Genomic DNA, 18550 nt, shown 5'->3' with positions numbered 1-18550 from the left:
CGGGACCACACTGGTCCCGGGCCTCACCGTCATGCTCGATCATTGACCTCAGGAGTCCACATGGAGCGAGAGGAGGCGGAGCCGATGCCGTCCCGCGCGCTCGACGCACTCGACCTGCGACTGCTCCAGTGCCTCCAGATCGACGGACGAGCGCCGCTCTCCCGGATCGCGGAGGTGCTCGGGGTCTCCGACCAGACCGTCGCCCGGCGCCTGCGGCGGTTGCGCACCACGGCACGGCTGCGGGTGCTCGGCGTAATCGACGAGGGCCGGCTCGGCCGCACCAACTGGATCGTCCGGCTGCGCTGCACCCCGGACGTGGCCGAACAGCTGGCGGGCGCGCTCGCCCGGCGCCCCGACACCTCGTACGTCTCGCTGATGTCCGGCGGCGCCGAGGTGATGTGCGCGATGAAGCCGCGCAGCCGGCAGGCCCGGGACGAACTGCTCTTCGAGCGGTTGCAGCGCACCCCCCGTGTCGTCTCGGTCAGCGCCCACTGCGTGCTGCACTCGTTCTACGGCGGACGGCTGGACTGGCTCAACAAGGCCGACGGGCTCGCCCCCGACCAGCAGGCGGCCCTGCGCCCACCGGCGGTCGAGCCCGTCACCGACCCCCTCACGCTGGAGGCGGCCGACGAGGCGCTGCTGGCCGTACTCGTCCGGGACGGGCGCGCCACGCTCACCGAACTCCAGGCGGCCACCGGCCAGTCGGAGTCCGTGGTCAAGCGGCGTGTGGAGCGCATGCGGGCCACCGGGGTGCTCTACTTCGACATCCAGTTCGACCAGGAACCCCTCGGCCACGAGGTGGAGGCCATGCTGTGGCTCACCGTGGCCCCGGCGGCCCTCGCCGACGTCGGACGGGCACTGGCCGCGCATCCCGAGGTGCGTTTCGCCGCGGCGATCACCGGTCAGGCCGGCATCGTCGCCTCGAGCGTCTACCGCAACAGCGGGGAGCTGTACACGTATCTGAGCGAGAGGATCGGCGCCCTCGACGGCGTCCAGGCCGTCGAGACCGCCCTGACGCTGCGCCTGGTCAAGCAACTCGCCTACGACCCGGGCCGCTGACCCCGCCCAGGACGGGCACGGGGCAGCTGGAGCGTCAGCCGCCGGCCGTCAGCCGCGAGCCGTGGCGCCGAGGGCCTCGGCCCGCTGGTCGAGCCTCCTCAGGACCGTCTCGCCCCACTGGAGGTTCGCCTGCTCCAGGGCCATGCCGCCGAGCAGGGTGAGGTAGGGGCCCACGCGTTCGACGGTGGCGAGGTACTCCTCCTCGCCGCGGCCGGCCAGCATGCGTTCCTGCGCGCGCCGGTAACGGGCCAGTTTGGCGCCGGCCCGCTCCACACGCTCGACGACCCCGGCCCGTACGGCTTCGGCGTCCCCGATGTCGATGCAACTCACCTTGACCATCAGCTCGTCCCGGATCGCCGTCGGCTTGCTGGGGACTTCGGCCGTGTAGGCGCGCATCGCGTCGAGTCCGGCCTCGGTGAGCGAGAAGAGCCGCTTGTTGGGCCGGCGCTCCTGCTGCACGACGCGGGCGGAGACGAGCCCTTCGCCCTCCATGCGCTCCAGCTCGCGGTAGATCTGCTGAGGGGTGGCCATCCAGAAGTTGGCGACCGAGGCCTCGAACCCCTTCGCGAGGTCGTATCCGGACGCCTCGCCCTCCAGAAGCGCGGCCATCACCGCGTTGCGCAGAGCCATTTCCCCAAATTAACACCCTGTATCGACACCCCATTGATTAGTCAACGGAGTGAAGGCCGTCCGGTCAGCCGCGGGGAGAGCCGCTCGGCGCGATCGACGGCTGGGCGACGGGCGTGCTCGGTGTCGCCGACGGCGTCGACGACCGCGCCGGGGTGGGGACGGCCGGTTGGGTCGTGACGCGGCTGGTCGTCCGGTCCGCCTGGGTGGGGACGGACGTCCGGCTCCCGGGGGTGGGACTGGCCGTCCGGCTCCCCGGGGTGCGACTGGGGCTGACGGGCACGGGGGACGCCGACGGGCTGGGGGGCACGGACGAAGGACGGCCCTCGGAGGGCGGCGGGGCGAGCGGGACCGCCGGGGACGCGGGTGCCTGGGACGTCGACAGGCTGATCGGCAGCGCGACGAGGGCGGCGACGGCGCACACCGACCCGACCCCGACCGCGGCACGCAGCAGCCGGCGGCGGGCCGCGCCGCGGCGGATCGCCTCGTAGTGGCCTGGGGGTGGGCCGAGGTAGTCGGAGGCGGGCCGCAGGATGACGGCGAGCGGGTCGTCGGGTTCGAAGTCCGGACCCTCGTCAGAGTGTGTGATCAAGGCTTCTCCTCAGGTGGGCGCGGAGCAGTTCGCGGGCCGCGTGGAGGTCGGCCTTGATGGTTCCTTCCTTGCGTCCGGTCAGCACGGACACCTCCCGGATCGGCATGTCAGCGTAGTAGTGCAGGAGGATCGGGACGCGCAGTCGTTCCGGCAGCGACTGCACGAGCAGGCGTACGGACGGGTCGGACTGTTCGGTGTGCGGACGGACGGCGGCCTCGGCGGTGGCACGGTGTACGGCTCTGCGTTCGCGCTCCAGCTTGCGCCAGTGGTCCCGGACGAGGTTGGCCGCGGTGACGTAGAGGAAGCCCCGGGGCTCCGCCACGGAGGTCCAGCGGGCCCAGAGCCGGGTGAACGCCTCCGAGGCGATCTCGTGGGCCGTCTCGTCGTCGTCGACGAGACGGCGGCACCAGCCGGCGAGGCGCGGATAGAGGGCGGCGAACAGCTCGGACGCGGCCTTCTCGCGGGACCGTTTCAAAGCTCTCCATGGTCGTGACGTCGTGCGGGCACTCGTGGGGAAGAGCCCGGGCCGGCGGCGTACGTTCCACCGGCCCGGGACCGGTCCCGGCGGGTCAGGGCGTCGCCGAGCTCAGCGTGGCGAAGACGATCACGTTGTCGAGGTAGCCCGTACCGGTACGGGCCCCTCCGCACGTGATGAGCCGTAGCTCGGGACGGTCCACGTCCCCGTACACCTCGTCCGACGGGAAGTCGGCCTTGGCGACCGTGCGTACGGCGTCGACCGTGAACTCCGCCGTCCTGCCGTTCTCCAGGCGCGCCACGATCCGGTCGCCCTTCCGCAACTGCGCGAGACGGCGGAAGACCCCGTCCCCGTAAGCGCCGACCGTGACATGGCCGAGGATCACCGACGGACCGGTCTGACCCGGCGTCGGCGAGTTCCGGTACCAGCCCGCCCGGTCGTGCGCCGTGATCGGGGGCACCTGGACGCTGCCGTCCGTGGCCAGCCCCAGCTGCATGACCGGGGTGTCGACCCCGATGGCCGGGATCCGCAAGCCGACCGGGACCGAACGCCCGAGGCCGTGCGCGGCCTTCGCGGAGGTCCGCGAGGGCACCGGAGTGCTCCCGGGGTGTTCGGGTGCGGTCGAGTCGGTCCCGTGGCCGCCGCAGCTCACGAGCAGCGAGGCCATCGCCGCGGTGACGAACGCGCGCCTGGAGAGCGAGGTCATTCCCCGGTCGCCCGCCGGCGACGTACGACGAAGACCGCCGCGCCACCCATGACGAACGCCGCGGCGGCACCCCCGCCGATCAGCCCGCCCTGGCCTCCGGACTTCGACGCCGTCGGCGCCACACCGGTGTCGGCCGCTCCCTTCGGCACTACGGCGACCTGGCCCCGGGACGGCGTGCCGACGCTCGGAACCGGGGACGGGGCGCCGGAGTCGGCGCGGGTGGAAGGCACCGTGCTCGTGGCGGCGCTCGGGGTGGCGGTCGGCGCCTGGGACGGGGCGGCGGTGGCGGTCGGACGGACCGTCGGGACCGGGCTCGCCCCACTGGCGAAGGCGGGCACCGTGCTCGCCAGCACGGCGGTACACGCGAGTGCCATGGTGCTGAGGACAGTTCGGCGCATGAATCGCTCTCTTTCGTCGGTCCGCCCGCCCGGTGACCCGGCGGGCTGAGTTACGGATCGTGCGAAGAGACGAGGCAGCGGGAGACCGGGTTGTAAAGAGCTGGCAAAGTCGTCAGAGTCCCGCGATCGCGTTCCAGCGCTTGGCGAACTCCGTGCGTTCCGTGGACGTGATGTCGCGCGCGATCGCCAGCCGCTTCCGCATGGTGGCGTCGGGGAAGATCAGCGGGTTCTCGGCGAGGGCGGCGGTGTCCTCGTCCTTGGAGGAGGCGAGGACGTGCTGGGCGGCCGGGACCGGGCAGACGTAATTGACCCAGGACGCCAGTTCGGCGGCGACCTCGGGCTCGTAGTAGTAGTCGACGAGCTTCTCGGCGTTGGCCTTGTGGCGGGCCAGGTTGGGGATCATCAGCGAGTCGGACCACAGCTCGGCGCCCTCCTCGGGGACGACGAAGCGGATGTCCGGGTTGTCCGCCTGGAGCTGGATCACGTCGCCCGAGTACGCCTGACAGGCCAGTACGTCACCGCTGACCAGGTCCTTGGTGTAGTCGTTGCCCGTGAAGCGGCGGATCTGGCCGCTGTGCACGTACTTCTCGACCTGGTCGCAGATCGTGTGGAAGTCGTCGGCCTTCCAGCGGGTGATGTCGACGCCGTTGCCCTGCATGAGCAGCGCGAACGCCTCGTCGAGGCCGGAGAGCAGGGTGACCCTGCCCTTGAGGTCGGGGGCCCACAGGTCCGCGACGTGGTTGATCTCGCGGCCGAGCTTGCGGTGGTTGTACGCGATGCCGGTGATACCCGACTGCCACGGCACGGTGGACTTGCGGCCCGGGTCGAACGCGGGCCGACTCAGCAGCGGGTCGAGGTACTTGGCGACGTTCGGCTGCCTGGCGCGGTCCATCTCCTGCACCCAGCCGAGCCGGACGAAGCGCGCGCACATCCAGTCGCTGATGACGATCAGGTCGCGGCCGGTCTGCTGATGGTTCATCAGGGACGGGCTGATCTTGCCGAAGAACTCGTCGTTGTCGTTGATCTCCTCGATGTAGTCGACGGAGATCCCGGTGCGCTTGCGGAACGCGTCCAGCGTGGGCCGCTTCGTGTGGTCCTTGTCGTCGGTGTCTATGTAGAGCGGCCAGTTCGCCCAGGTCAGTTTCTTGTCGCGGGCCGAGAGGTCGGCTCCGGCGCGGTCACCGGGTGACACGTACGCGGCGGGCACCCCGCAGCCCGCGAGGGCCCCGAGCGCCGCACCCCCGCCCAGGGCACGCAGCAGGGACCGGCGGGAGCGGGGCGAGGTCTTCCGAATCTCTGGCACCCCGGCAGCATGCCTGCTGCGACTCGACGCGAACAATGGACGCTGCGTCGAGCGGTCGCGCGCCCACCCGACACCCTGTCGATCGCCTCGTTTCCCGGCGGTCACCTCGCGCCGCCATCAAGCCGCCGCACGCCGCGACTTGCCGCCGCCCGAGCCGGGCAAGGGAACGGGCACGGGCACGTCCCTGCGCATCGAGCCCGGAACCGACCACCACGAGGGGGAAACACCGCGGCCCCGGACGGGATCAACTCCCGTCCGGGGCCGCGCGGTTCACACCGTACGCACTACGCGTCCAGCGACGTCATCACGTGCTTGATCCGCGTGTAGTCGTCGAAGCCGTACCCCGACAGGTCCTTGCCGTAGCCGGACTTCTTGAAACCGCCGTGCGGCATCTCGGCGACCAGCGGGATGTGGGTGTTGATCCACACGCAGCCGAAGTCGAGGGACTTCGACAGACGCATCGCGCGGCCGTGGTCCTTCGTCCAGACCGAGGAGGCGAGGGCGTAGTCGACGCCGTTGGCCCACTCGATGGCCTGGGCCTCGTCCGTGAAGGACTGGACGGTGATGACCGGCCCGAAGACCTCGTTCTGGATGATCTCGTCGTCCTGCTTGAGACCGGAGACGACGGTCGCGGCGTAGAAGTAGCCCTTGTCGCCGACCTGCTGGCCGCCCGCCTCGACCTTGGCGTGCGCGGGCAGCCGCTCGATGAACCCGGCGACCTGCTTGAGCTGGTTCGGGTTGTTCAGCGGGCCGTAGAGCACGTCCTCGTCGTCCGGCTGACCGGTCTTCGTCTCGGCGGCGGCCTTGGCGAGCGCGGCGACGAACTCGTCGTGGATGGACTCCTGGACGAGGACGCGGGTGGCGGCCGTACAGTCCTGGCCCGCGTTGAAGAAGCCCGCGACCGAGATGTCCTCGACGGCCTTGGCGATGTCGGTGTCCTCGAAGACCACGACGGGGGCCTTGCCGCCCAGCTCCAGGTGGACCCGCTTGAGGTCCTTGGACGCCGACTCCGCGACGGACATGCCCGCGCGGACGGAGCCGGTGATGGAGGCCATCGCCGGGGTCGGGTGCTCGACCATCGCGCGGCCGGTCTCCCGGTCGCCGCAGATGACGTTGAAGACACCCTTGGGCAGGATGCCGCCGATGATGTCGGCGATCAGGACGGTGGAGGCGGGGGTGGTGTCCGAGGGCTTCAGGACGACCGTGTTGCCGGCCGCGAGCGCCGGGGCGAACTTCCACACCGCCATCATCATCGGGTAGTTCCACGGCGCGACCTGCGCGCAGACGCCGATCGGCTCGCGGCGGATGATGGAGGTCATCCCCTCCATGTACTCGCCGGCCGAGCGGCCCTCGAGCATCCGAGCCGCGCCCGCGAAGAAGCGGATCTGGTCGACCATGGGCGGGATTTCCTCGGACCGGGTCAATCCGATCGGCTTGCCGGTGTTCTCGACCTCGGCGGCGATCAGTTCCTCGGCCCGCTCCTCGAACGCGTCCGCGATCTTCAGGAGGGCCTTCTGGCGCTCGGCCGGGGTCTGGTCGCGCCAGGCCGGGAAGGCCGCGGCGGCGGCCGCCATGGCGGCGTCCACATCGGCCTGACCGGACAGCGGCGCGGTCGCGTACGCCTCGCCGGTCGCGGGATTGACGACCTCGGTGGTCCGCCCGTCGGCGGCGTCCCGGAACTCACCGTCGATGTAATTGCGCAGACGACGCAGCTCGGTGCTCACTGCCGGCCCTCCAAGTTCAGGTGTCCAATCGCTGAGACACCCACCCTAATCCGTGGGCCCACGTTTTCAACACCCCCGGTCACCCCTTGACTGCGAAATCCGCAAGCTACGTCCTCGTAAACAACGAATTTCATCGCTACAGCCTTGCGGAACCGTCGAGACCTCGTGCACAGTGAGCTCGTGGCCAGTCGAAGCGCAGACCCCAGGGACTCCACCCGCGAGTCCAGGAACGGCAGTCCCCAGCTGGACTCCGTATCCCTCGCCATCATCGAGCAGCTCCAGCAGGACGGACGCCGTCCGTACGCCGCGATAGGCAAGGCCGTGGGCCTGTCCGAGGCGGCCGTGCGCCAGCGCGTCCAGAAGCTGCTCGACCAGGGCGTGATGCAGATCGTCGCCGTCACGGACCCGCTCACCGTGGGCTTCCGCAGGCAGGCGATGGTCGGCGTCAATGTCGAGGGCGACCTCGATCCGGTGGCCGACGCGCTGACTGCCATGTCGGAAGTCGAGTACGTGGTGATGACCGCGGGCTCGTTCGACATCCTCGCCGAGATCGTCTGCGAGGACGACGACCACCTGCTGGACGTCATCAACAAACGCATCCGGGCCCTGCCCGGGGTGCGCTCCACCGAGAGCTTCGTCTATCTGAAGCTCAAGAAGCAGACCTACATGTGGGGAACCCGATAGCCGTGAGCACACAGGACCTGAGCAAGACCGCGTACGACCACTTGTGGATGCACTTCACCCGCATGTCCTCGTACGAGAACGCGCCCGTTCCCACCATCGTCCGTGGTGAGGGCACCTACATCTACGACGACAAGGGCAAGCGCTACCTCGACGGTCTCGCGGGCCTGTTCGTGGTCCAGGCGGGCCACGGCCGCACCGAGCTGGCGGAGACGGCGTTCAAGCAGGCGCAGGAGCTGGCGTTCTTCCCGGTGTGGTCCTACGCCCACCCCAAGGCCGTCGAGCTGGCCGAGCGCCTCGCGCACTACGCTCCGGGCGACCTGAACAAGGTCTTCTTCACCACCGGCGGCGGCGAGGCCGTCGAGACCGCGTGGAAGCTCGCCAAGCAGTACCACAAGCTCACCGGCAACCACACGAAGTACAAGGTCATCTCGCGCGCGGTCGCCTACCACGGCACCCCGCAGGGCGCCCTGTCCATCACGGGCCTGCCGGCTCTGAAGGCCCCCTTCGAGCCGCTCGTCCCGGGCGCGCACAAGGTGCCGAACACGAACATCTACCGCGCCCCGATCCACGGCGACGACCCGGAGGCCTTCGGCCGCTGGGCCGCCGACCAGATCGAGCAGGAGATCCTCTTCGAGGGCCCGGAGACCGTCGCGGCGGTCTTCCTGGAGCCGGTGCAGAACGCCGGCGGCTGCTTCCCGCCGCCGCCCGGCTACTTCCAGCGCGTGCGCGAGATCTGCGACAAGTACGACGTGCTGCTCGTCTCCGACGAGGTCATCTGCGCCTTCGGCCGCCTCGGCACGATGTTCGCCTGTGACAAGTTCGACTACATCCCGGACATCATCACCTGCGCCAAGGGCATGACCTCGGGCTACTCCCCCATCGGTGCCGCCATCGTCTCGGACCGCATCGCCGAGCCGTTCTACAAGGGCGACAACACCTTCCTGCACGGCTACACCTTCGGCGGCCACCCGGTCTCCGCGGCCGTGGCGCTCACCAACCTCGACATCTTCGAGCGCGAGGGCCTCAACCAGCACGTGCTCGACAACGAGGCCAACTTCCTGCAGACCCTCCAGAAGCTGCACGACCTGCCGATCGTCGGCGACGTCCGCGGCAACGGCTTCTTCTACGGCATCGAGCTGGTGAAGGACAAGGCCACCAAGGAGACCTTCACGGACGAGGAGTCGGAGCGCGTGCTCTACGGCTTCGTCTCCAAGAAGCTCTTCGAGTACGGCCTCTACTGCCGCGCCGACGACCGCGGTGACCCGGTCATCCAGCTGTCGCCGCCGCTGATCTCCGACCAGTCGACCTTCGACGAGATCGAGGGCATCGTCCGTCAGGTGCTGACGGAGGCGTGGACGAAGCTCTGAGCTTCCTCGCTCCGATCTTCCTCCGATCTCCCTCCTGGATGATCAACAACGGCCCCGGTGCCGCCCGTTCGAGTGAGAATGGGCGCCCCGGGGCCGCGTGCTGTCCGGCCTCCCGCCCCCGACTCCCTAGCGTGCCCAGTGACCGATCGGCCCTGCCTTCGTTCCCTCGTCCGGGGGATTGGCAGCGCAAATCAGATCTGAACCGAGGTGTACGCGATGGTGGCCCCGCCGGACAACGACGTGCTCTGGGCACGTGCCCTGCACGTCAAGCACAACGGCTCGCCCGCGCTCAGCGGTGTCTCGCTCGGCATCCGCGAGGGCGAGATCCTCGCCGTCGGCGGCCCGCGCGGCAGCGGCAAGACGACCCTGCTCCGCTGCTTGTCGGGGCAGCTGCTGCCCCAGCAGGGCGAGGTCTGGTTCAACAGCGCCCCGGTGCACACCATGGGCCCCGTCACCCGCGAACGGCTGCGCCGCGACCGCTTCGGCTGGATCGACCCCGCGCCCGTCCTCGTACCTGAGCTGAACGCCTGGGAGAACGCGGCGCTGCCCCTGATGCTGCGTGGCTGCGGCCGCCGGGCGGCCAAGACCGCCGCCCTCGAGTGGCTGGAACGCCTCGACATCGGCCACTGCGCCCGCAAGCGCCCGCACGCCCTGCTCCAGGCCGAACGCCAGCGCGTCGCCATCGCCCGTGCGCTCGTCCCCGCCCCCAAGGTGCTCTTCGCCGACGAACCGACCGCACCCCTGCACCGCGCCGACCGCGCGCACGTCCTGCGCACGCTCACCGCGGCGGCCCGCTCGCACGGCATCACGGTCGTCCTTGCCACCCACGACACGGACACCGCGGCCCTCGCCGACCGCACGGTGTCGCTGCTCGACGGACGGCGCGTGAACACCGTCCACCTGCCCCCGGTCGCGGAAACGGAAGGCCGGGCCGCGTGCTCGCTCTCCGTCTAGCCCGCGGGGCACACCCCCTCGTCCAGCTGCGCAGACTGCTGGTCGCCGCCGCCTCGGCGGGCACCGGCTTCCTGCTGCTGTGCACGCTGGGGTACGCGATGGCGCACCCGGACCCCTCGGGCGGCGCGGCGCTCCGGCTCCTGTGGTGCCTGGCGCCCGCCGCCGCCACCGTGCACTTCGCGGTCGCGGTCGCCCGTACGGACCCGGGGACCCGGCCACGCCCCGGGCTGTCGGCGATCGGACTCGGCCCCGGCCGGCTGATGGCGATCTCGGCGGTCACCACCGCCCTGTCCACCACGCTCGGCTCGACGCTCGCGCTGCTCGTCTTCCTGCACCTGCGCGGCGACCTGCCCGGCCTGTCCTTCGACGGCGACGCGACGACCTTCCTCGCCTCCGACTACCCGCTGCCGCTGCCCGCGGCCGTGACCCTGCTGCTCCTGGTCCCGCTGGCCGCCTCCGTCGCGAGCGCGGTGGCGCTACGGCCACGGGGTGCCGGGCCGTCCCGCACGCGACGGACGGGGGCCGACGGCACCTCGCCCCGCAAGGCGTCCCGTACGCGCACCGGGGCCGGCCCGCACGCCGACCAGCCGGGGCACCCGCTGGACCCGGACCAGCCCGCCCCCCCGCTGCCCGCCCCCGGCGGACTGCCCTGGGGCACGGCCGTCCTCGCGGCGGGCCTTGCCGTGGAGACGTACGCGAGCCGTTCGGGACCGGCACCCGGTCTGGCGCTGCCGGGCCGGTTCGCCGGCGGCCCCGCCGGGGTGCTCGGTGGCTGGACCCTGACCGCCCTCGGGCTGATCCTCGCCGCCCCCGCGATCACGCATCTGTGCGGGCAGCTCCTCCAGGCCGTACGCCCCGGTGTGGTGCGGCTGCTCGCCGGGCGTGTCCTTCAGGAGGAGGCCCGGCGCATCGGGCGCCCGCTCGGCGTGGTGTGCGCGGTCGCGTCCGGCGCGTACGCCATGGCGACGGTGTACTCCGGGGCGCGGCCCTCGTTCGGTCCGCTGAGCACACTCGGGGCGCTGCTCGTGGCCGGGTGCACCCTCGCGACCCTGCTGACCGCGGCGGTCGAGGCCAAGCACGCGCGCGCCGGCACCACGGCGGCGCTGCTGTGCCTGGGGGCACCGACCACAGTGCTGCGGGGCGCCGCGCTGCTCCGCGCGGGCGCGCTGCTCGCCGCGTTCGGGCCGCTGACCTGGGCGGTCGCGGAGCTGGCCGCGCTGCCACTGGCGCGCTGAGCACGCGTACGCGCTTGTTTCCTGCCTCTCTTTCCTGCTTCTTTCCCGCCGGGCGATGAGTTCCGTGCGGAGTGGCGGTCTACCTCTGCGAACGGCACCGCATCACTTCACCCGCACCGGGAGAGACCCCTCATGTACCAGCAGATGATCTTCGTGAACCTCGCCGTGAACGACGTCGACAGCTCGAAGAAGTTCTTCACCGAGCTCGGCTACACGATCAATCCGCAGTTCACGACGGACGACTGCGCCTGTGTCGTCATCAGCGACACGATCGTCGCGATGCTGCTGAGCAAGCAGCGCTACGCGGACTTCACGAAGAAGGAGATCGCGGACCCGACGAGGACCAGCGAGGTGCTGCTGTGTCTGAGCGCCGAGAGCCGCGAGAAGGTCGACGAACTCTGCGACAAGGCCCTCGCGGCGGGCGGCACGGGGACCCGGGAGGCCCAGGACCACGGCTTCATGTACGGCCGTACCTTCGACGACCTGGACGGCCACACGTGGGAGGTCATGTGGATGGACCCGGCCGCGGTCCAGAGCTGAGCCCCCCGGGGGGGGGACACCCACGCGCGTGTCCCCCTCACAGGGGAGACCGCCGCCCGCCGCCGAAGAACCCACCCCTAGCATGGCCGCGTGCAGCCAACTCCCCTTCACGCCACCCATGACCGCGAGATCGAGTCCCTCGCCGAGTTCGACAAGGTCGTCTCGGAGCACGGCTCGCTCGCCCGGTTCCGCGTCCAGGCCGTGGATCTGACGGACCGTACGGACGCCCTGCTCGGCGTGGACAGCGCGGGCGCCGTCTTCCTCGGCTGCCCGATGGACCCCGCGGCGGCGGCACGGGTACGGGCCACCGGCGCGCTCGTCTTCCCGCCCATACCCGGGCTGCCCTTCGACCCCTACCGCGGGCTGCTCTACTCCCCGGACGAGCTCTTCGCTTCACTCGACGAGGGCTACGAGGCGACCCCGGATGCCCTCGCCTACGCCTGGTTCCAGCAGACCAAGGCCGACGGCGACGTCTTCGCTTCGATGCTGCGCGCGATCCACGACGACTCGGTGTCGGACGCGCTCGACGAACTCCTCGTCGGCACCCGAGTCGTGGGCGTGATGGGCGGTCACGCGATGGCACGCGGCACGGAGGCGTACGAGGGCGCCGCGCGCCTGGGGCGCGAACTGGCGCGTGCCGGGCTCATGGTCGCCACCGGCGGCGGCCCCGGCGCGATGGAGGCGGCGAACCTCGGCGCGTACGCCGCCCCGTTCGACGACGAGATGCTCACCGAGGCGCTCCGGCTCCTCGCCGAGGCACCGTCGTTCACCCCCTCCATCGGCGACTGGGCGCGCGCCGCCTTCGCCGTGCGCGAGCGCTGGCCGGACGGCGGCCCCTCCGTCGGCATCCCGACCTGGTTCTACGGCCACGAGCCGCCGAACGCCTTCGCCGCCCACATAGCCAAGTACTTCGCCAACGCGACCCGGGAGGACGGGTTGTTGGCCCGCTCGAACGCGGGGGTCGTCTTCCTGCCGGGCGCCGCCGGGACCGTACAGGAGATCTTCGACAACGCGACGCCGAACTACTACGAGTCGCGCGGTGAGCCCACCCCCATGGTTCTCGTGAACCGTGCGCATTGGACCGAGAAACACCCCACTTGGCCCCTTCTCCAATCCCTCGCCCACGAACGGTCGATGGCGTCCCGGATCGCCCTGGTGGACCGGATCGAGGAGGCACCGGACGCGCTCAAACGCCTCGGCGGTTAATGACAAGGCAAAGCCGGTGACACGGCTGGGCATATGCATTGACAGCCCTTAGGTGGCGCTTATAAACCTGTGGGGCCCGAGGGGCCCTGTTGACACAGCAGAACCCCCCTTAAACCCCCCGCAGTTGCGCATTCTGTGAAGGGCAATCGTGTCCATATCTCGCCGTACCGCACGTTCCGTGCGAATCCTCGGTGTTGCCTCCGCCACGGCCGCGCTCGCGCTCGGCGTCGCGGGCAACGCCCTTGCCTGCAACATCAGTGAGTTCTCCGCCGAAGCCAAGTGCGACGGCACCAAGGGCATCATCTCCGTCACGGACGTGGATGCCTCCGGCACTCCGGCGGTCATCTCCGTGTTCCTCGAGAACAACGGTGCCGACGTGCAGAAGGTCGGCCAGCAGGAGGTCAAGGGCTCGCGCGCGGGTGTCACCATCACCTTCGCCGAGGACTGGAAGCCGAACGCCACGTACCGCGTCCACGTCAAGGCCGGAAACCTGGTCGACGAGGACATCAAGGGCAACGTGACCGCTCCGTCCACGGCCTGCGCGACCGAGTCGCCGTCGCCGTCGGCCTCGGAGACTCCGAAGCCGTCGCAGACCCCGTCCTCACCCGCCTCCTCCGGGACGCCTTCCGCGAACCCGTCGGAGTCGGAGAGCAGCGCCGCGCCCGCAACGCCGGGCGACAACGCCCCGTCCCCCGCGGCCGGTAGCTCCAACCTCGCCGAGACCGGTGCGAACTCCAACACCCCGATGATCGCCGGTATCGCCGGTGCCCTCGTGGTGGTCGGCGGCGGAGCGGTGTTCTTCGGCATGCGTCGCCGCGGCGCCTCGAAGTCGAGCTGAACCGCACACCGTACGTCTGTGTGAAACGTGTGGCCCGTCCCTCTCGAAGGGGGCGGGCCACACGCCTTTCCGGGTACGCCGGCTAGCCGAAGGTCGCCCGCTCCAGCCAGAAGTCCAGCAGCTCCCGCTCTCCCAGCACCTCCAACCGCCCGTCGTCCAACGGCAGTCGGCGGTAGAAGGCGAGCAGGATGTCGGTGAGCGGGCCGCGCAGCGCGACGGTCGCCTTCTCGTGGTCCCGGCGCCAGACGACACCCTCCTCGGTGAGCTCGATGACCCACTCGGCGTCGAGTTCGGGCGGGGTGTCGGTGGCGTGCAGGTGGATGCTGCGGCCCGGGCCGCGCAGTTCGGCCGCGGCGGCATCGTGCGGCCGCGTCCGCTGCACGAACTCGATGATCCCCAGCCACTCGTCGATCGCGTCCGCGGCCACATCGGGCGCCACCTCGTACGGCAGCCCGGCCGCCAGCGTCGCGTCGGCACGGTGGATCACCAGCTCGTGCGTCATCCGGCGGGCCCAGAAGGCGGAGCTGAGGTCCCCGGCCCAGGCCCACACCTTGGTGTCGGGCCCCGCCTCGCGCAGCGCGGCGACGAGCATCTCGCCGGTCTCGGCGAGCCAGGCGTCCAGCGCGGCGGGGTCTCCCTCGGCGGCGGGTCCCTCCAGGAGCGGCACCTGCTCGTCGTGGACATTCTCCTGCGCCTTCGTGCGGACGATGAGCTCGACCCAGCGCAGCGCCCCGCCCGTGTGCCGCACGAGCCGCTCCAGCGACCAGTCCGGGCAGGTCGGCACGGTCGCGGACAGGTCGGCCCCGGACGTCACCACGTCTCTCAGCCGCCGCACCTCCAGCTCGATCGCGTCGCAGTAGCGGTCATGTGCGAGTAGCGTCATGATCCGCACCCTAGGGCGCCGACGGCTCCCCGAGCACCACGATTTCGGCGGCCTCGAACGCCACGCCGACCTCGTCACCGGGCGCGGGCGCCTCCCGCAGCGCGCACGCCGCTTCAATGGGCGGCGCGCCTTCCGGCTTCAGCTGTACGGCGACGTGGGTGCCCCGGAAGGTGCGTGCGGCCACGGTGCAGCGCAGCCCGTCCGCGGGGTCGACCAGCCGCACCCCGGCGGGCCGTACGAGAAGCGTGCCAGGGCCCTGCGCGGTGCCCTCCGGCACCGGGACCGTCCCCCACGGGGTGTCCGCGAGCCGATCGCGCACCGTCGCCGCGACCACGTTGTCGAAGCCGAGGAAACGGGCCACGAACTCGTCCGCCGGGTGCTGCCAGACCTCAAGTGGCGTACCGGACTGGGCGATCCGTCCCTCGCGCATCACCACGACCCGGTCGGCGAGCGCGAAGGCCTCGCCCTGGTCGTGGGTGACGGCGAGCACCGTCGTGCCCAACTCGCCGAAGAGCTGGCGGAGTTCGACGACCAGCCGTTCCCGCAGCGAACGGTCCAGCTGACCGAGCGGCTCGTCGAGCATCAGCAGCCGGGGGCGCGGGGCGAGCGCACGGGCCAGCGCGACCCGCTGCTGCTCACCGCCGGAGAGCGCGGCGACGGCGCGTGCGCGGGCTCCGGGCAGCCCCACCAGCTCCAGCAACTCCTCGACTCGTGCGCCCTGTTGCTCCTTCGACGCGCCATGCATCCGCAGCCCGAAGGCGACATTGCCGCCCACGTCCCGCTGCGGGAAGAGCTGATGGTCCTGGAACATCAGCCCGACACCCCGCTTGTGCGCGGGCACGCCTGCCTGGTCGCGTCCGGCCAGGAGCACGCGGCCCGTGTCGAGCGACTGCAGTCCGGCCACCGCCCGCAGCAGCGTGGACTTGCCGCTGCCGCTCGGTCCGAGCACACACACGATCTCGTGCTCGGCGACGTCGAGGCCGACGGCGTCGAGCACCGGCCGACCGCCGAAACGTACGGTCGCGGCCTCAACCCGCAGCAGGGCCTCGCGCGTCTGGGCCCGGGTCCGGTCCTGGGTCCGGTCAGGGGCCTGGGTCCGGGTCCGGGGACTCTCCGTCGTCACCCCCTGCGCCTCCTGCACCCCCTGCACCCCCTGCACCCCCTGCGCCTCCTGCGTCGCTTGCTTCGCGAGTCGCGCCATCAGAACTCCCCCGTCCGGTCGGTGCGGATGCGTTCCAACAGCAGCAGGGCCACCGCGCACACCACCATCAAGATCGTCGAAAGGGCCATCGCCTGGCCGTAGTTGAGGTCACCCGCGCGCCCGAGCAGCCGGGCCACGGCGACCGGCAGGGTCGGGTTGTCGGGTCGCGCGATGAAAACCGTCGCCCCGAACTCGCCCAGCGACACGGCGAAGGCGAACCCCGCCGCGATCAGCAGCGCCCGCCGCACCAACGGCAGATCGACCTCCCGCCACACCCGCCAGGGCGAGGCTCCGAGGACGGCGGCGGCCTCCCGGAGACGGCCGTCCACCGCCCGCAGCACCGGCAGCATGGTGCGTACGACGAAGGGGACACCCACCAGGGCCTGCGCGAGCGGCACCAGGATCCAGGAGGAGCGCAGATCCAGCGGCGGCTCGTCGAGCGCGATCAGGAAGCCGAAGCCGACGGTCACGGCGGACACGCCGAGCGGCAGCATCAGCAGCGCGTCGAAACCCCGTACGAGACGCCCGGTACGCCGGGTAAGGGCGGCGGCCGCGAGACCGCCGATCACGACGGCGATGGCGGTGGCGGCCAGCGCGTACTCCAGCGAGTTGCCGATCGCCGCGATCGGCGCCACCAGGAAGATGCCGCTGTCGGCCGAGGTCAACGCCTTGTAGTACGCGAATCCGTAGCCGCCGGGTGCGTCCAGGGACCGCTGGACCAGTACCCCGAGCGGCAGGACGAGAAGAACGAGGATGCTCGCCAGGACCCCGCCCAGCAGCGCCCACTGGCCGGCCCCGCGCGGCCTGCGCACGGTCACCTCCGGAGCCACCAGGCGCAGGGCGGTCTCCCGGCGGCGTACGGTCCAGGCGTGCACGGCGAGGATCGCGCCGACCGCCACGAACTGGACGATCGTCAGCACCGCCGCGGTCGCGAGGTCGAAGATCTCCGAGGTCTGCCGGTAGATCTCGACCTCGAGGGTGGAGAAGGTCGGCCCGCCGAGGATCTGCACCACACCGAACGAGGTGAAGGTGAACAGGAAGACCATCAGCGCGGCGGCGGCCACGGCCGGGCTCAGCGCGGGCAGCGTCACCTTGCGCCAGGCCGCGAACCGGGAGGCACCCAGCATCCGCGCGGCCTCCTCCTGACGCGGGTCGAGCTGCGACCAGAGCCCGCCGACGGTCCGTACGACCACCGCGTAGTTGAAGAAGACGTGCGCGAGCAGAATCGCCCAGACGGTGGTGTCCAGCCGTACACCCCACAGCTGGTCGAGGAGTCCGCCCCGGCCCACCAGGGCCAGGAACGCCGTACCGACCACGACCGTCGGCAGTACGAACGGGACGGTCACCACCGCCCGCAGCACCTGCTTGCCCCTGAAATCGAAGCGCGCGAAGACATACGCGCCGGGGAGCGCGATCAGCAGCGTCAGCGCCGTCGAGGCGAGCGCCTGCCAGGTGGTGAACCACAGGACGTGCCGGATGTCGGACTGCGCGAGCACCTCACCGATCCGTCCGAACCGCCAGGCCCCGTCGATCCTGAGGCCCCGGGCGACGATCGCTGTGACGGGATAGGCGAAGAAGACGGCGAAGAACGCGACGGGCAGGGCCATCAGCCCGATCCGCGTCGCGCTCTCCTTGCGGCTCCTTCGAGGCGCTACTTCAGTACGAGCGAGGTCCACGACTTGACCCACTGGTCACGGTTGTCGGCGATCTTGGCGGGGGCCAGGGTCTCGGGGTTCTTGGCCTGCGGGCCGAACTTCACGAACTCCTCGGGCACCTGGGCGGTCTCGCGGACCGGGTACACGAACATGTTCAGCGGCATGTCGTCCTGGAATTCGACGCTGATGAGGAAGTCGAGAAGCGCCTTGCCACCCTTGGTGTTCTTCGCGTTGCTCAGCAGCCCCGCGTACTCGACCTGGCGGAAGCAGGTGCCGCTCGCGACCCCGGTCGGCGCGGTCTTCGGCTTCGGGTCGGCGTAGATCACCTCGGCGGGCGGGGAGGAGGCGTACGAGACGACCAGCGGCCGGTCGGCCTTGGCCTTCTTGCCGCCCGCGGACCCGGAGAACTCGTCGTTGTAGGCCTGCTCCCAGCCGTCGACCACCTTCACGCCGTTGGCCTTGAGCTTCTTCCAGTAGTCCTGCCAGCCGTCGTCCCCGTACTTCGCGGCGGTCCCGAGCAGGAAGCCGAGGCCGGGCGAGGACGTGCCCGCGTTCTCGGTGACGAGGAGGTTCTTGTACGCGGGCTTGATCAGGTCGTCGAAGGAGGCGGGCGGGGCCAGCTTGTGCTTGCTGAAGTAGGCCTTGTCGTAGTTGACGCAGATGTCACCGGAGTCGATGGGCGTGACCCGGTGCCTGTCCTGGTCGATCCGGTACTGCTGGACGATCTGGTCGGAGCCCTTGGCCTCGTACGACTGGAACAGCCCGTTGTCGAGCGCGCGGGACAGCAGGGTGTTGTCGACGCCGAAGAAGACGTCGCCCTGCGGGTTGTCCTTGGTGAGGATGGCCTTGTTGACGGCCTGCCCGGCGTCACCGTCCTTGAGGACCCTGACCTTGTACCCGGACTGCTTCTCGAAGTCCTCCAGCACGCTCTTCGACACGGCCCACGAGTCGTGGCTGACGAGCGTGATGGTCTTGGAGTCCCCGGCACCGCCGCTGTCGGAGGACCCGCACGCGGACAGCGTGACGAGGCCCAGCCCGATGACGGCGGCCGTGGTCGTCCTCTTGGTGATCACTGAATTCCTCCTGGGATGACCAGGAAGAGA

The 18550-nt window shown here is 70.7% G+C and carries 19 protein-coding genes; 8 read left to right on the top strand and 11 right to left on the bottom strand.

Annotated features, from left to right (window positions below; all coding sequences use genetic code 11):
* Window positions 1–60 precede the first annotated feature (60 nt).
* On the top strand, window positions 61–1059 hold the full coding sequence (locus ACZ69M_RS28770; RefSeq protein WP_470054245.1) for an Lrp/AsnC family transcriptional regulator: 999 nt from the start codon (window positions 61–63) through the stop codon (window positions 1057–1059).
* Between the two features lie 48 nt (window positions 1060–1107).
* Here ACZ69M_RS28770 and ACZ69M_RS28765 read toward each other — a convergent pair whose 3' ends face one another.
* From ACZ69M_RS28765 to ACZ69M_RS28735, 7 genes are all read right to left on the bottom strand, one after another.
* Window positions 1108–1689 carry a PadR family transcriptional regulator gene (locus ACZ69M_RS28765; RefSeq protein WP_470054243.1) on the bottom strand — a complete coding sequence of 194 codons (582 nt, stop codon included), beginning with the start codon at window positions 1687–1689 and terminating at the stop codon, window positions 1108–1110.
* 64 nt (window positions 1690–1753) lie between these two features.
* Complete coding sequence (locus ACZ69M_RS28760) at window positions 1754–2278, bottom strand: hypothetical protein (protein ID WP_470054241.1); 525 nt, start codon at window positions 2276–2278, stop codon at window positions 1754–1756.
* Window positions 2262–2753 (bottom strand): RNA polymerase sigma factor, encoded by a 492-nt coding sequence (locus ACZ69M_RS28755; RefSeq protein WP_054235333.1) that lies wholly within the window; start codon window positions 2751–2753, stop codon window positions 2262–2264. The genes ACZ69M_RS28760 and ACZ69M_RS28755 overlap by 17 nt, the downstream gene beginning before the upstream one ends.
* A gap of 94 nt (window positions 2754–2847) precedes the next feature.
* Window positions 2848–3459 (bottom strand): class F sortase, encoded by a 612-nt coding sequence (locus tag ACZ69M_RS28750; RefSeq protein WP_470054239.1) that lies wholly within the window; start codon window positions 3457–3459, stop codon window positions 2848–2850.
* Window positions 3456–3857, bottom strand: a complete 402-nt coding sequence (locus ACZ69M_RS28745; protein ID WP_470054238.1) for a sortase-dependent protein — start codon at window positions 3855–3857, stop codon at window positions 3456–3458. Before ACZ69M_RS28745 ends, ACZ69M_RS28750 begins: the two co-directional genes overlap by 4 nt.
* A gap of 112 nt (window positions 3858–3969) precedes the next feature.
* On the bottom strand, window positions 3970–5160 hold the full coding sequence (locus ACZ69M_RS28740; protein ID WP_470054236.1) for an ABC transporter substrate-binding protein: 1191 nt from the start codon (window positions 5158–5160) through the stop codon (window positions 3970–3972).
* A gap of 284 nt (window positions 5161–5444) precedes the next feature.
* Window positions 5445–6884 (bottom strand): gamma-aminobutyraldehyde dehydrogenase, encoded by a 1440-nt coding sequence (locus ACZ69M_RS28735; protein WP_470054234.1) that lies wholly within the window; start codon window positions 6882–6884, stop codon window positions 5445–5447.
* A gap of 165 nt (window positions 6885–7049) precedes the next feature.
* Here ACZ69M_RS28735 and ACZ69M_RS28730 point away from each other — a divergent pair, with 165 nt between their 5' ends.
* The 7 genes from ACZ69M_RS28730 (at window position 7050) to ACZ69M_RS28700 (ending at window position 13708) form a co-directional block, all read left to right on the top strand.
* Window positions 7050–7568: an Lrp/AsnC family transcriptional regulator gene (locus tag ACZ69M_RS28730; RefSeq protein WP_054235338.1), complete on the top strand. Its 519-nt coding sequence runs from the start codon at window positions 7050–7052 to the stop codon at window positions 7566–7568.
* Window positions 7553–8935: an aspartate aminotransferase family protein gene (locus ACZ69M_RS28725; RefSeq protein ID WP_352047832.1), complete on the top strand. Its 1383-nt coding sequence runs from the start codon at window positions 7553–7555 to the stop codon at window positions 8933–8935. Before ACZ69M_RS28730 ends, ACZ69M_RS28725 begins: the two co-directional genes overlap by 16 nt.
* Window positions 8936–9151: 216 nt before the next feature.
* A complete protein-coding gene (locus tag ACZ69M_RS28720; protein ID WP_352047831.1) occupies window positions 9152–9889 on the top strand; it encodes an ABC transporter ATP-binding protein in 738 nt (245 codons plus the stop codon).
* Complete coding sequence (locus ACZ69M_RS28715; protein WP_470054232.1) at window positions 9871–11124, top strand: hypothetical protein; 1254 nt, start codon at window positions 9871–9873, stop codon at window positions 11122–11124. The genes ACZ69M_RS28720 and ACZ69M_RS28715 overlap by 19 nt, the downstream gene beginning before the upstream one ends.
* A 132-nt stretch (window positions 11125–11256) precedes the next feature.
* Window positions 11257–11664: a VOC family protein gene (locus ACZ69M_RS28710; RefSeq protein ID WP_470054230.1), complete on the top strand. Its 408-nt coding sequence runs from the start codon at window positions 11257–11259 to the stop codon at window positions 11662–11664.
* A 90-nt stretch (window positions 11665–11754) separates the two neighbouring features.
* Window positions 11755–12870 (top strand): LOG family protein, encoded by a 1116-nt coding sequence (locus tag ACZ69M_RS28705; protein WP_470054229.1) that lies wholly within the window; start codon window positions 11755–11757, stop codon window positions 12868–12870.
* Window positions 12871–13018: 148 nt separating this feature from the next.
* On the top strand, window positions 13019–13708 hold the full coding sequence (locus ACZ69M_RS28700; protein ID WP_470054227.1) for an LAETG motif-containing sortase-dependent surface protein: 690 nt from the start codon (window positions 13019–13021) through the stop codon (window positions 13706–13708).
* Between the two features lie 82 nt (window positions 13709–13790).
* Here ACZ69M_RS28700 and ACZ69M_RS28695 read toward each other — a convergent pair whose 3' ends face one another.
* The 4 genes from ACZ69M_RS28695 to ACZ69M_RS28680 are packed head-to-tail and all read right to left on the bottom strand — an operon-like array spanning window position 13791 to window position 18517.
* Window positions 13791–14591 (bottom strand): maleylpyruvate isomerase family mycothiol-dependent enzyme, encoded by an 801-nt coding sequence (locus ACZ69M_RS28695; RefSeq protein WP_470054225.1) that lies wholly within the window; start codon window positions 14589–14591, stop codon window positions 13791–13793.
* A gap of 10 nt (window positions 14592–14601) precedes the next feature.
* Window positions 14602–15792 (bottom strand): ABC transporter ATP-binding protein, encoded by a 1191-nt coding sequence (locus ACZ69M_RS28690; RefSeq protein ID WP_470054223.1) that lies wholly within the window; start codon window positions 15790–15792, stop codon window positions 14602–14604.
* Window positions 15792–17468, bottom strand: a complete 1677-nt coding sequence (locus ACZ69M_RS28685) for an ABC transporter permease (RefSeq protein ID WP_470054221.1) — start codon at window positions 17466–17468, stop codon at window positions 15792–15794. Before ACZ69M_RS28685 ends, ACZ69M_RS28690 begins: the two co-directional genes overlap by 1 nt.
* Entirely contained in the window at window positions 17444–18517 is a 1074-nt protein-coding gene (locus ACZ69M_RS28680) for a thiamine ABC transporter substrate-binding protein (protein WP_470054411.1), read from the bottom strand. Before ACZ69M_RS28680 ends, ACZ69M_RS28685 begins: the two co-directional genes overlap by 25 nt.
* Window positions 18518–18550 lie beyond the last annotated feature (33 nt).

It is taken from the genome of Streptomyces sp. NPDC107454 (assembly GCF_055582885.1).
This window is presented reverse-complemented; position numbering and strand designations above follow the sequence as displayed.

Coding starts and splice junctions, on each gene's coding strand:
- ACZ69M_RS28765 (WP_470054243.1), bottom strand. CDS start 1,689: ATGGCTCTGCGCAACGCGGTGATGGCCGCGCTTCTGGAGGGCGAGGCG.
- ACZ69M_RS28750 (WP_470054239.1), bottom strand. CDS start 3,459: ATGACCTCGCTCTCCAGGCGCGCGTTCGTCACCGCGGCGATGGCCTCG.
- ACZ69M_RS28720 (WP_352047831.1), top strand. CDS start 9,152: ATGGTGGCCCCGCCGGACAACGACGTGCTCTGGGCACGTGCCCTGCAC.
- ACZ69M_RS28745 (WP_470054238.1), bottom strand. CDS start 3,857: ATGCGCCGAACTGTCCTCAGCACCATGGCACTCGCGTGTACCGCCGTG.
- ACZ69M_RS28770 (WP_470054245.1), top strand. CDS start 61: ATGGAGCGAGAGGAGGCGGAGCCGATGCCGTCCCGCGCGCTCGACGCA.
- ACZ69M_RS28690 (WP_470054223.1), bottom strand. CDS start 15,792: ATGGCGCGACTCGCGAAGCAAGCGACGCAGGAGGCGCAGGGGGTGCAG.
- ACZ69M_RS28710 (WP_470054230.1), top strand. CDS start 11,257: ATGTACCAGCAGATGATCTTCGTGAACCTCGCCGTGAACGACGTCGAC.
- ACZ69M_RS28695 (WP_470054225.1), bottom strand. CDS start 14,591: ATGACGCTACTCGCACATGACCGCTACTGCGACGCGATCGAGCTGGAG.